Genomic DNA, 12,719 nt, shown 5'->3' with positions numbered 1-12,719 from the left:
TTAATACTCCTTTGATGATGTTAAAAAGTATTTTATAATACACCGATGGAATTTATATAAATTAATATTTTTATAATTATGATTAAAAATGGAATGAGATAATTATAATCAACTGGTGATTTTCCATGATCGATGCCCATACACACCTAGATGTTAGAAGTTTTGAAGATCTGGAGAAGATGGCCTTATGTGGTATGGAAATGGTTATCACCTGTGCCCACGACCCCTATAGGATGAGTGTTCCAGAGGTGTACCTCGATCACTGGGAGAGACTGATCAAGATGGAGACTAAGAGAGGTTCAATGGCAGGGATAGATGTTAAGGTGACTATAGGAGTACATCCGATGGGATATCCAAAGGAGTGGCACAGGTTGATAGAGGAGATGCCAAGATACCTAGAGGATAAAAACGTTGTGGGCATAGGTGAAACTGGGCTTCACTATCTAAGGGATGATGAGAAAGATCTCCTAAGGGAGCAACTTAAATTGGCGATGGAGTACAGTATGCCTATAGTTATCCATACACCGGAGAAGAACAAAGGAGAAGTTCTACAGGAGATACTAAAGATACTTAAAGAGGTAGAGATTGAGGAAGATCTGGTAATGATAGACCACATAAATAGGGATACTGTAGATCTCATAGATATGGATGTATATGTTGGTTTGACAGTACAACCTATGAAGATAAGTCCAGAAGAGGCTGTTGAAATTGTAGAGAACTACGATAAGAAGTTTATACTAAGTAGTGATTTAGGGAGTTTGAAATCAGATATCTATGCCCTTCCTAGAACAAGATTACTTATGAAGAAAAGAGGATTGGAGAGTAAGAAGATAGTAGAGAGTACATATAAAAATGCAAAGGACTTCTATAGGTTGTAGGTGGTGTTAGAATGAAGGTGTATAGTAACTATCAGGAATTTAAAGATACTGTAGAGAGACTTATAGATAAATATAAGGGTGAAATGGGTTGCTATGTATCTATAACAGGCTATGTAAGAAACTACGATATAGTAGATGGAAAAAAGGTGCCCTCAGAGGGGATAGTTGTAAATGATATGTCTAAAGAGATAGAGAATATATTAGAGGACGCTCTTGAGAGATTTGATATTATAGATGTAGTAGTTTACCACAATATAGGTTGTTTAAAGGTTGGAGATATAATAACCTCTATCTACGTATTTGCAAGACATAGAAAGGAGGCATTTTTAGCCTGTCAGTATATTATAGATGAGATTAAGAAGTATCACTAAGGGATTAGTTGGATAATATATTATTTTTTGAATATATTGGTTTAATGGTTATAAAAATTTTCTAACCTAATGAAAATAAGAATTATTATTAAAAATTTTATTAAAATTAAATAATAATTAATTAAAACCTTAGTTCCCACCAAGTAGTGATTAAAAGAACTATGAAAAAATGAAAAATAATAATAATTGTTATAATAAAAATCATAATGAAAATAATCAGTATAAAATCTATATATAAAAACTATTAAACATTCTAGGATCTTTCTGAACACTTAGATAAGATAGGAGATTCTTATTCTGAATCCCTGTATTAGAAGGTATACAGAGGATCATTCTCCTTCAATATTATTTTTAAAATTTTATATCTGGGATGATAGAAGTTTTTATTTTAAATTCTTTTTATTATTTTTATTATTTTTATAATTATTTTTATTATTCTTTAAACTATCCTTTTGATGGGAACTAGGGTTAATTAAAATAATTCTAAACTATTAGGTATACTAAATAATGAGAAGATAATAGCCACGAGATTTACTTTTACTTATTTTTACCTTCCTACCAATTTTTAAGATTTTTCTATTTAATTAAATTTTATTCTTATTAAAGTAATATTTTAAAAGTAAAAGTAATAAAAGAAAAATAAAAAATTAAGAATATAACTAAAAAATATTAGTCTATAATAATAATTTTAATAAATTTATTATAACAATTTTGGAATGATTATTCTCTATTTTTTAGTGTTTCAGGAAGTATCAAAGAGATAATATTTATTTCTATCCAAAAGGTATTTAACCACTTTTAAAGAGATAAAAAACAAAATAAAAGTAAAAAAACACTCCTGATTGTCTTTTCCTGTATAAAGGACTCCATCCATATAATAGAGAAGGATTAAGAAAAGTTTATCTTATTTTTTATAATATACAACAACATATACAAAAACATTTTCCAGAAAGCAAGATAAAATTAACTTCTTTTTAATTATATAACCAATCTTGATCATTAACAATCTTAATTTTTAATTTGGGATAATAATTCCTAACAATATTATAAATATAATAAAAACTGGTGGTTCCATGATACTTCCGCATAGAAAACCCTCCCTAAGAGGTTTGTTTGAATCTAAAGGAAATCTTAAAGAGTTGATAACTGTTATAAACGACTTCCTTAAATACGAGATGGATATCTCTATCCTACCCTCTGGAAACGCCGGATTATATATGGCATCCTACATACTGAAAAGTTTTGAAAAAAAGAAATGTGAAAATATTTTAGTGCCTGATATGGGAGGATGGAGAGGTTTTTTAGAGTATCCAAAAATGTTTAAATTTAACGTTGTTAAACTTAAAACTAACTTAGGTGTGGTGGATCCAAGTACACTGGAGGATGTCTTAAGGAAGAATGATATCTATGCCCTATTCTTAACAACCCTTGGAGGCTACTTAGTACGCCAACCTATGGAGGAGATAAAAAAGGTATGTGAAGATATGGATGTGATACTTGTAGAGGATGCCTCTGGAGGTGTAGGAGGAGCCTGCGGATATGGAGATATAGTAGTTTGCTCAACAGGATCTCCCAAGATAATAAACTGTGAGTATGGAGGATTCATAGGGATAAATAAAAAAATAGGAGATCTTCTCAGGGATAATGGGAAGATAGATGAGTTAAAGAGTCTCTTAAAAGCCTTCAAGGTAATGAATATATACGGTCTTATGAAGGAGGAGGCCCTCAATGCGAGGAAGACCTATAGGAGGTTGGTAGAATACTGTAATATTTTAAAGGAGGAGTTAGAAGGAGCATACTTTAGAGGTAAAGAAGGTGTCTGTGTGTTTGTGGAACATGAGGATCCAAGAGAAGTGTCAAAAAGAGTAAATGAAGTTATAAAGTTGGATAACGGAAAATCCTTCATCACCAAATGCCCCATATATGAAAGGATATTAAAAAAAGGTATAGTACTTGAGATGAAGAAGGTTGATATTCACTCCCTCTCTACCGAGGATGTCTATGATATAATAGATACACTTAAAAAGATACTGTAAAAATCATTACAGAGCATTCTTAACCTTCTCTGTACTCCTCTTCATGGCCAATCTTATCAGTCCTAGGTTTACATTGGCATCTGTAAGTACCACCAATATACCCTCTCCTGCATCAGTCATAAGTGTTTTACCGTGTTCTCCTTCTATCATCATCTGTTGTAGTGCTCCCTGGTTTATCTCAGATGCTGTCCTCTCAGCGGAACCATAGGCTGCAGAGGCCATTGCACCTATTAACTCTACATCTATCCCAGAGGGCATCTGGGCTGCTATTACAAGTCCATCTTTTCCTACAACCATTGAGCCCTTTATACCTTCTACCTTGTTCAGATCTGCCAAAATTCTATCGATCATAATTCTCACCAAAAAATTTATTATAATTTCTTATTTTTTTACAATATATTATATATATAGATTTATACCAAGGGATGCACTTAATAAAACCACCGCCCTTGTCATCTCAACGGTGGCACCTAATACATCTCCAGTTACACAGTTGATCTCACTGTTAGATCTCTTTGCAACAGCCATAGCGAAGAACACTGCAACAGTAGAACATAACACTCCAATCTTTGGTATATCTAAAATAAACGAGAGTATCATCATTATGAGATAACCTAAGGATAGATGGTACTCGTTGGTATTCTTGACAAAGTATCTCCCTGTACCCTCCTTAGAGGGAATACCACAACATGCACAGGTTAGAAGCCCTAACCTGGAAGAAGCCTCTGTTAGTACCATCAACTTCAAAAATGTCAGAAATGGAAGTTTAGAGTAGAGGTAGCCTATAGATGCCAAGGAGATCATCTCCACAAAGAATACAAACACAAGGGCACCAACACCTATATACTTATCTCTCATAACCTCCAACTTCCTCTTAGCACCTCCCATTACCATCCAGGCGTCTCCATAATCTCCCAACCCGTCTACATGGTGAAAACCCTGAATATACAACATAGTGAAGAGTACCAAGGTGCCTACTAAAATAGGTGACTCCACCTTAATATAGTAAAATGGGAAGGCTACAAGGGATCCTAAAAACCCTATAAACATTCCTATAAACAGTATAAACAGTAGATACTTAGAAATTTCCTCAAGATCACTGTGGAAATTCCCCACAGGTATCCTAGTCATAAAGGCTATCAATCCTTTAATTCCATCTATAGCATCACTTAGTTTTTTCATTCTACCTACTCTTTTCTTATTTCATTAACTTTTTTACTATATTCACAACCTCCTTTAAACTTTTAACTTCATATTTACATTTACCCTCCATATCTTTATATTTACCTCTAAGTATCCTTATGGTGTGCATACCTACCTTACTGGCAGGTATAATATCGTTATCCATCCTATCTCCCACATATACAACCTCTTCCCCCTTTAAATTCATCTTCTTAAGGGCATACCTGTAGAACTCTATGTTAGGTTTTCCAAGTCCATACTCCTCTGAAGTTATAACCTCGTCAAAGAATTCCGCAATCCCAAGTCTTATAAGTTTTTCCCACTGTTTTATAGTAATACCATCTGTAACCACCCCTAACTTTAGTCCCATCTTTTTTAACTCTATGAGAGTTTTTATAGTATCTGGATAGGGCCTCAAGAGGGCAAATTTAACGTTGTGATAGGTAATAATGCCCATGGTAACTATCTTAGGATTGTACTGTCCCTCTATAGCCTTGACTAGATCGTCAAAATGGTGACCATAATTCGAGCCCTTCTGTTTAATTATTCTCTGGAGGATATTATAGGCCTCCTCCTCTGTGGCATTCAATCCAGCATCTATCATCATCTTTATGGCCTCTCTTCTGGCCCTATCTACAAAGGTGGTAGAATCGTAGAGGGTATCATCTAAATCGAATAGTACTCCCTTTATAGTCATTTAGGCACCCTTTAATATTTTTATTTAGATCTCCTTACCTTCTCCCTCACCATATTAAAGAGACCTACAAAGTCATCCTCAGCCTTAACAGGTACAACTATAAGTCCCAATCTCCTATGCCTCTCTATCCATCCTTTGTCGTAAACTGGAACTTCTATCTTAATAGGTTCATCTGTAGGATTCCCTACTATTACATTCCTGTAGGGAAAAGCCTCTGCCTCCTCCTCACTGTAGGGTACTATAGTCTCCCTTATATACCCCCCTAACGCCATAGTTAACCTTGGAGGTAGTATCATCTTTGGCATACTGACCCCTGTTATATTAATTTTAATGATAACTATTGTTCTAATATTATTAATAATTTAGTTCTCTTATATTAAAAAGGAATTGTATATATAAATATGGTAAAATTTAAATTTTTGATCCTCTTTAATAAAAAGATAAGATTTAAAAAATTCTGTAAAAAATGGTTACGAAATAAAAAAGTAATTTATAAGAATTTGTTGAACGGTGGAAGGGAAAATGACTTTAGTTTTACAGTAAAAAGTGATTTACCTATCTTTCATATACCAATTATCAATGATACGATCTTATAATGTTTATCCCAGTACTTGGGAAACAAAAATTGGGTATAGGTTTTGATTTTTCTTTTAATTCTTATTTAAATAATAATTATTTTAATTTTAATTTTTTAAATACTTGAGGAGCCCTAAGTTAATTAAAAGAAGTAGAAATTCTATCTTTTGAAAAACATCTGCCATAAAATAATACTGGTAGAAATGAATTAGAAATGAATCAAAGTTCCTTATTAAACAGATGCACATGTATAAACTAAAAATTTACTGCTCCCTATATCTCCATCTCCAACCTCCTTTAACCCACTCCTCATCTAGGTTATTTTTCTTAGCATACTCCCTTAAATATCTCTCCCACCTCTCCCAAAGTTGAGGGTAGTACCTCTTAATCAACTCTATCTCTCCAAGTTCCATGGCAGGACAGATATAACATCCCACCCTGTCAAAACCTAACTGGTAAACTTTATTGTAAGGTGCTTTATTTTTAAAAAGGTACAGCCACACGTGCATAGCAGACCAGTGGAGTATTGGAGCACACTGTATTTGGCCCTTAATATGCTTACTTTTCCAGATACGTGGTTTTTTTGAACGGTTTATAGATTCGTACTTTCTAAGACCTACAAAGGTTAAACAGCCGTCTTTGTATCTACTTCTGATAAATCTCTCAACAGGTTTCATCTTACATATCTTACTGCACCACCTATAGTCCCTTCCAGGAGGACCATACTCCTCAAGTTTCTCCCAGAAGTCTTCAGACTCTATCTTGATCATCTCTAGGTTGTACCTTTTCTCCACCTCCTCTACGTTCTCCAAGGTTTCAGGTAATTCCAGCCCAGTATCTACAAATATCACGTCAAATTCAATTCCTCTGTCTCTAAATGCCTTCAAAGATAACAGTAGTACTGTGAGACTGTCTTTACCTCCGGAGTATGCTATAACTACAGGTTTTTTTATCCTCTCTACAGTGTTTCTCATAAACCCTATGGCCTCTTTCTCATATTTTTCAATAACATGTTCATTGGCCTGAATCATCTTATCTATAGATTCTTTTAAATCTCCTGTTTCTCTTAAATAAGTAGCCTCCTTAGGAGTTTCAGCATGCCTTATTTTAACTACCATACCCTTATCTCTCTTCATCACCTCCTGATAACCCATCCTCGCCTTCCCCACACCTAAAACCTGGGTGTCTTTAAAGTCCTCCTCATTTTCATCCATAACTAGAACTATAACCTCGTCTCCTTCCCTAATATCCTGGGAAAAATACACCACTCCAGGCCTTAAAACTGAGGCATGTCTCTCTAATATGTAAGGTACAACGTCTTTTCTAATTCCAACTATTTTCTTAAAACCTCCTGCATTTATTATTTTACGTGCCCCCTCTACAGTAGGTAGTATTGTCCAATTACTCTTTTCAACATCATATTTCAGAATAGCGAAGACTGTACCATCTAAGATAATCTCCTTCATATAGTCTACTCCAGGAGTCTTATTCAGCAGTACTATCCTATTTTTGAATATATCTTCTTGAACGTTAAATTGATCCTTTAAGATGTTGTTTATCATCTCTATATCCTTTGGAAACCCAGGTCTAACGTCTCCTGGAGGTGTTATCTTTACCTGGACAGTTTCTCTTTTACATACGTTACAGGTTTTATCCAACACTGGGAGATTACAGTATTTACACCATCTTAGATGGATCTTTCCAAGAAAGTGTTTCACAGATTTCACCTAATTTTATATTTTGATGATAATGGAATTTTTAGAGAAGGTATATTAGTATAGTTCTCATTAAAAAATTTTTTAATAAAAAATAATTATTATAAAAATAATTATAAAAAATAGCGAATAAATTAATAAGTTAAATAAAAACTCTTAATTTGTCTTAAATATAGAGTATTAAACAAAAATAGATGCAATATCTACATATTTTCTGAATATTTCTCGCAACAGGGATTGATATTTATATTCATTTAATTACAACTCTTAGACGTTCCTTATATTGCAACAGAACTCCCCACCCCTATTTATAGTTTTTTGGAAACATTGGGGATACAGATAGATTAATATTCTATTTCCTTTTTTCATTAATTTATTTCAATTTTTATAATCTCTATATTTATATTTTTAATTATTTTTTTAATTTCTATAATATCTATAACTAGCAAATATAAGAAAAAAATAAGAAGAAACATTAATGTAAGAAAAATAAAGAATAAATTTATTTAGGCCCCCTAAGACCTGGGAGTATTACTATTTCCTTTGCCTTTAGAACTATCCCCTTTAGTACCACCTTTGTATTAGGTGGTATAAGACTTATCGGCGAAACTGTTATTCCACAAGGTGTAGGTGCAATAGGTTCCTCTGTGGTTGTCTCTCTCTCCTCTACAACATCATCAGAAGTATCTTCCTTCTCCTTACCCTTCACTACAGGATGCCCCCTCTCAGTTAAAAACTTTTGAAGTTCCTCTATAGAGGATACATCCTTCTCTGTCGCTATTTTATCCCTTAGATCCTCAGGTATGGCGTCTATTACTCTCTCCTTCAACTCCGCTGGGAGCCATACTATCTTGTTCCATCCACCATCTCCCTGGAGAAACTTTGGAGACCTCATATACTCTATTGCAATACCTACAAACCCCTCCACCTGTTTCCCTCCACTACACTGGCCTGCAATAGCGGAAAACTTCATTCCATAAGGTGTCTCCCCCTTGAAGTGCCTATGTACTACACCGAAACCGTCAACCTCTGGGATGTAGAACACTATAGCCTCGAAGCATCCACAGGAGGTACATGGTTTTACTAGGGCACTGTGAAGGGCAAACTCCTCTATAGCACCTCCCGAGGTATTTTGCACCGTCTCATTTACCCCCTCGTATATCCCTAAGTTTTTATCTAGACATCTTCCCTTCTCAACGGCGAAGATAGGGCCCTCTGGATCCATCTTGGCGGCAGCCCTTGCATCGAAGTAGTTTATACTTCCACAGAGGGACGGCCTATCTGGAGTTATGATACATACATGAGTAGGTGCGAAACTCTGGCACATGATACATCCGTAGAAGACATCTACATCCTCCTCAGATAGGGATCTCGCCCTCTCATCCCTCTTTTTGTATACCTCCCTGGCCATCTCTACAGTCTCTTTAACCTTCTCAGGATCTGTTATTATTTTTACATGACACTTCTCTATTATTGGGAAGTGCTCCTTAAAGAGAACTCTTATAACCTCTCCTATGTGTTTTAACCTCAGTCCCTTGTTAAAGGCATCCTTACTGATCCTTATCCAAACGTTGTCCCTTTGGTTTAGATGCATAACTCCCTCTATGTAGTTGAAGAACTCATGGATTCTCCTCTCCAATACCCCTGCAATATCCTCCTCTAAGCCTTCTCCCGCCACCTCTACAACTATGGCAAAGGGCATAGTACTGCCCTCCTCTACACTGTCTATATCCTCTCCGACTATCTCTACTCCATCCTCTCCATCTTTCTTTATCAGAACTAACTCACAACCGTAGGATTTAGGCCCTGCCAGTTCTACGTACATGTCAGGTTTCCTTATCCTCTCCCCTTCATTCATTGGACCTACAGATACTGGAACATCGTACTCTGCAACCTTCACCTCAATTCCCTTCATCTTTAGGGCATTCTCTACAATGTTCTCAATATCTGAGGATTCTAAAGTTCCTTTAATCTCAGGTACCTCGTTGTTGGTGATCACTGGAACCCCTGCCTTAATACATCCCCCTCCCACTGCAAGGGCGATATCATCTAAAGGTCCTAAAGCCACTACAATAGCAGGTACCCTATTTTTTATGTATTCCACGATCTCCTCACTTTTACCAGGTTCTATACCTCCATATATCAAAGGAGCCCTTATTGCAAGGTTTGCAGCATGGATGGCAGAGGTGATATCCTTTCCAACAGGAACAAGGAGTTTATCTAAACCAAACTCTATACCTAAGGATATCATTTCCTGGACGATCTCGCCGATGAAGAGGCCCAATATATTCCTCTTTTGGATATCCTCTATAAGTTTCTTCAGTTTCTCCTTATCACCTACCTTACCAACTACCACAAGGATGGCAGGAATCTTACCCTCCACCAACGGCACTCCCAAATCCCTTAAAACCTCATCTGGGATAAAACCTGTGTAAGGAGGCTTGTAAGGTTCCTTTTCCAAGGCGTATTTAAGGGACTCTATGGCCTCTGCACATATTAGGGTTATAACTCCATCCTCGAGGGCGTTCTCCAATGTAGGTTCCTCTTTAATTTCCAAGGAGTTTATTAACTCTTTTAGGTCTTTAACACTCTCAATTTTTCTCCCTAAGAGACCGTAGATAATTGGGAGGTTGTAGTTAGTTCCTGGATAGCCTACTTTTATATTATCTTCTTTGTCTTTTAAGATATCTTTAGTTGTCTCCAGTACTTTTTTACTCCCTGAAATGATGCTCTCTATTAACATTTTTATCCCGCTAACGTTGTTATAACTTCACTTATTTAATGAAAGTATAAATACATGTTTAATAATCTCTTTAAAAGAAGTAATAATATTTCACAATAGATTAGATAAATAGTAATATCACCAATAGAGTGTCTTTGAGCACTAAGGTAGTATTTAGTAAAATTTTTCATTATAAAATTCTTTTATGATTCTAATTAATATTTTTATAATAAATATAATAAAAATTAAAAAAATAAAAATGGAAAATAAAAAAGAGCAATATACTTTTTTCACATGTTTTTATTTAGAGTATACAAATGGTGTATATCTATTAATTTGTATAAATATATTCTCAGAAGGTGATAAAATCTTAACGAAGAGGATAATCCCCTGCCTAGATATAAAAGAGGGCAGAGTGGTAAAGGGAACTAAATTCGTCCATCTTAGGGATGCAGGAGATCCTGTAGAGTTATCTAAGGTATACGATGAAGAGGGTGCAGATGAGTTGGTATTTCTAGATATTACTGCATCCTACGAGAAGAGGGATATACTGATAGATCTCGTTGAGAGGACTGCAGAACAGGTATTTATACCTCTAACTGTTGGTGGAGGTGTTAGGACAGTTGAAGACTTCAGGAGACTACTTAGGGCAGGTGCAGATAAGGTATCTGTCAATACTGCTGCAGTTAAGAATCCAGAATTAATTAAGGAGGCCAGTGAGATATTTGGGTCCCAGTGTGTTGTAGTTGCCATAGATGCAAAGAGGAGATACGTAGAAGGAGAAGAATTAGATACTGCCAGGGAGAGCGGTAAAAACATTGTAAAGGTTGGGGATAGGTACTGTTGGTTTGAGGTTTATATATATGGAGGTAGAAAAGAGACAGGGATAGATGCCATAGAGTGGGGTAAGAGAGTGTGGAAGTTAGGGGCTGGAGAGATACTCCTTACCAGTATAGATGCAGACGGTACTAAGAAGGGCTACGATATCCAGTTAACGAGGTTGATGTCTGAGAACGTTGGGATACCTGTTATAGCAAGTGGAGGTTGTGGAACACTGGAACATATATATGAGGCTTTTGAATATGGAAAGGCAGACGCTGCATTGATGGCAAGTATTCTCCACTACAGGGAGTACTCTATTAGAGAAATTAAAGAGTATCTGTCAAATAAAGGAATTCCAGTTAGATTATAGGGGGATAGGTATGGCTAAGGGTAGAAGATCGAAGTCAAAAACTACAAACTCTGAACAGGAGAAGTACATGGCAGCAAGGGAGGCCCTTAACCTTATAAAAGACGGTATGATAGTAGGTTTAGGTTCAGGTACAACTGCAAATATATTTATAGAGGAGTTAGGTAGGAGGATCGCAGAGGAGGAGTTAAGTGTATTTGGAGTACCTACATCCTTTGAGTCCCGTATGTTAGCCATCAAAAATGGGATACCGATAGTGTCCCTGGATCAGTGTGATGTTATAGATATTGCAGTAGATGGTGCCGACGAGGTTGAAAGGAGATCTCTAAGTCTCATAAAGGGAGGAGGGGGCTGTCATACGATGGAGAAGATAGTAGATTACTTTGCAGAGGAGTTTGTGGTTATAGTAGATAGTGGTAAAGTTGTGGAGGTATTGGGAGATAAGACACCTGTACCTTTGGAGGTACTACCTTGCGCATATCCCTTTGTTCTAAAGGAGTTACTTAAGAGGGATGCAGCTCCCTCTATAAGAATGGCTGAAAGGAAGAGGGGTCCGGTAATTACAGACAACGGTAATATGATAATAGATGTATTCATAGATCTAAAGGATCCTGAGAAGGTGGAGAGGGAGTTAAATACTATACCTGGGGTTGTGGAGAACGGTATCTTTACAAAGGTGGATAAGGTGATCGTTGGACATAAAAATAAGGTGGAGATATTGCAGAAGTAAAGTGTTTTTTATTCTTTACCTTTATAAATAAAATAATAATTATGATAAACTATAATATAAAATAACCTAGTTCCCATCAAAAAAATAGTTTAAAAATAATAATGATCAATAAAATTATAATAATTAAAAAATTAGAAGAAATTAAAAATAAAAAACTTCTATTATCCTAGATACAAAATTTTAAAATGAAGATTGGAGGAGATAGTCCTCTGAATATCTTCTAATATAGTGGATACCAGAATAAGATCTCCTATCTTACCTAAGTGTTCAGAAAGATCCTAAGGGTATTTATATGGGTTTTATATTGATTATTTTCATTGTTTTTTTTTAATCACTACTTGGTGGGATCTAAGGTAGCAATCCTACTTGTTTATCCAGTGTCCAATATAGAAAGAAAAAGTTATTTTATTTTTATTTTATTAATTTTATTCCTATCAAAAAAATTCTGATAAGAATAACAATAATAATTATTAATAAAGTATAAAAGGAAGGTGTTAAAATCAAAATAGAATAAATAATATTTCTTCTGGGATGCTATAAGATATATGGAAATAGAGCAGATCCTTCTTAGCAGGTTGCTATTATTAATTTTATTATCTTTTTTATTATCTAAATCTTACTTT

At 35.2% G+C, this 12,719-nt stretch carries 11 protein-coding genes; 5 read left to right on the top strand and 6 right to left on the bottom strand.

The genetic code is table 11. From position 1 onward, the window contains the following. Nucleotides 1-125: 125 nt before the first annotated feature. From CFE53_RS03820 to CFE53_RS03810, 3 genes are all read left to right on the top strand, one after another. Nucleotides 126-878, top strand: a complete 753-nt coding sequence (locus tag CFE53_RS03820; RefSeq protein WP_148120559.1) for a TatD family hydrolase — start codon at nucleotides 126-128, stop codon at nucleotides 876-878. Between the two features lie 11 nt (nucleotides 879-889). Continuing rightward, nucleotides 890-1,249, top strand: coding sequence for a molybdenum cofactor biosynthesis protein MoaE (locus CFE53_RS03815; protein ID WP_148120558.1), 360 nt, complete (start codon nucleotides 890-892; stop codon nucleotides 1,247-1,249). Between the two features lie 1,073 nt (nucleotides 1,250-2,322). Further along, nucleotides 2,323-3,285 (top strand): hypothetical protein, encoded by a 963-nt coding sequence (locus tag CFE53_RS03810; RefSeq protein WP_148120557.1) that lies wholly within the window; start codon nucleotides 2,323-2,325, stop codon nucleotides 3,283-3,285. A gap of 6 nt (nucleotides 3,286-3,291) precedes the next feature. Here CFE53_RS03810 and CFE53_RS03805 read toward each other — a convergent pair whose 3' ends face one another. The 6 genes from CFE53_RS03805 to acsB form a co-directional block, all read right to left on the bottom strand. Further along, nucleotides 3,292-3,636: a roadblock/LC7 domain-containing protein gene (locus tag CFE53_RS03805; protein ID WP_148120556.1), complete on the bottom strand. Its 345-nt coding sequence runs from the start codon at nucleotides 3,634-3,636 to the stop codon at nucleotides 3,292-3,294. Between the two features lie 48 nt (nucleotides 3,637-3,684). After that, the gene (cobS, locus tag CFE53_RS03800; RefSeq protein WP_148120555.1) at nucleotides 3,685-4,467 is read right to left on the bottom strand and encodes an adenosylcobinamide-GDP ribazoletransferase; all 783 of its coding nucleotides are present in this window, start codon (nucleotides 4,465-4,467) and stop codon (nucleotides 3,685-3,687) included. A gap of 16 nt (nucleotides 4,468-4,483) precedes the next feature. After that, complete coding sequence (locus CFE53_RS03795) at nucleotides 4,484-5,164, bottom strand: TIGR02253 family HAD-type hydrolase (protein WP_148120554.1); 681 nt, start codon at nucleotides 5,162-5,164, stop codon at nucleotides 4,484-4,486. Between the two features lie 20 nt (nucleotides 5,165-5,184). Continuing rightward, the gene (gene ehbP, locus CFE53_RS03790; protein WP_148120553.1) at nucleotides 5,185-5,469 is read right to left on the bottom strand and encodes an energy-converting hydrogenase B subunit EhbP; all 285 of its coding nucleotides are present in this window, start codon (nucleotides 5,467-5,469) and stop codon (nucleotides 5,185-5,187) included. 534 nt (nucleotides 5,470-6,003) lie between these two features. Further along, complete coding sequence (locus CFE53_RS03785; protein WP_148120552.1) at nucleotides 6,004-7,458, bottom strand: phosphoadenosine phosphosulfate reductase family protein; 1,455 nt, start codon at nucleotides 7,456-7,458, stop codon at nucleotides 6,004-6,006. Between the two features lie 499 nt (nucleotides 7,459-7,957). Continuing rightward, nucleotides 7,958-10,198 (bottom strand): acetyl-CoA decarbonylase/synthase complex subunit alpha/beta, encoded by a 2,241-nt coding sequence (gene acsB, locus CFE53_RS03780; RefSeq protein ID WP_148120551.1) that lies wholly within the window; start codon nucleotides 10,196-10,198, stop codon nucleotides 7,958-7,960. Between the two features lie 346 nt (nucleotides 10,199-10,544). On the opposite strand from acsB, the gene hisF reads away from it, so the two are divergent. Then, nucleotides 10,545-11,369: an imidazole glycerol phosphate synthase subunit HisF gene (gene hisF / locus CFE53_RS03775; RefSeq protein ID WP_148121152.1), complete on the top strand. Its 825-nt coding sequence runs from the start codon at nucleotides 10,545-10,547 to the stop codon at nucleotides 11,367-11,369. A gap of 10 nt (nucleotides 11,370-11,379) precedes the next feature. After that, nucleotides 11,380-12,096: a ribose-5-phosphate isomerase RpiA gene (gene rpiA / locus CFE53_RS03770; protein WP_148120550.1), complete on the top strand. Its 717-nt coding sequence runs from the start codon at nucleotides 11,380-11,382 to the stop codon at nucleotides 12,094-12,096. Nucleotides 12,097-12,719 lie beyond the last annotated feature (623 nt).

This window comes from Methanofervidicoccus sp. A16 (assembly GCF_003351865.1).
GTDB lineage: Archaea > AGJL01 > Methanococci > Methanococcales > Methanococcaceae > Methanofervidicoccus.
This window is presented reverse-complemented; position numbering and strand designations above follow the sequence as displayed.

Excerpts from the sequence above, each read along its gene's own strand:
- CFE53_RS03815 (WP_148120558.1), top strand. The coding sequence starts at position 890 with ATGAAGGTGTATAGTAACTATCAGGAATTTAAAGATACTGTAGAGAGA.
- rpiA (WP_148120550.1), top strand. The coding sequence starts at position 11,380 with ATGGCTAAGGGTAGAAGATCGAAGTCAAAAACTACAAACTCTGAACAG.
- CFE53_RS03820 (WP_148120559.1), top strand. The coding sequence starts at position 126 with ATGATCGATGCCCATACACACCTAGATGTTAGAAGTTTTGAAGATCTG.
- cobS (WP_148120555.1), bottom strand. The coding sequence starts at position 4,467 with ATGAAAAAACTAAGTGATGCTATAGATGGAATTAAAGGATTGATAGCC.
- CFE53_RS03805 (WP_148120556.1), bottom strand. The coding sequence starts at position 3,636 with ATGATCGATAGAATTTTGGCAGATCTGAACAAGGTAGAAGGTATAAAG.
- ehbP (WP_148120553.1), bottom strand. The coding sequence starts at position 5,469 with ATGCCAAAGATGATACTACCTCCAAGGTTAACTATGGCGTTAGGGGGG.
- CFE53_RS03810 (WP_148120557.1), top strand. The coding sequence starts at position 2,323 with ATGATACTTCCGCATAGAAAACCCTCCCTAAGAGGTTTGTTTGAATCT.
- acsB (WP_148120551.1), bottom strand. The coding sequence starts at position 10,198 with ATGTTAATAGAGAGCATCATTTCAGGGAGTAAAAAAGTACTGGAGACA.
- CFE53_RS03795 (WP_148120554.1), bottom strand. The coding sequence starts at position 5,164 with ATGACTATAAAGGGAGTACTATTCGATTTAGATGATACCCTCTACGAT.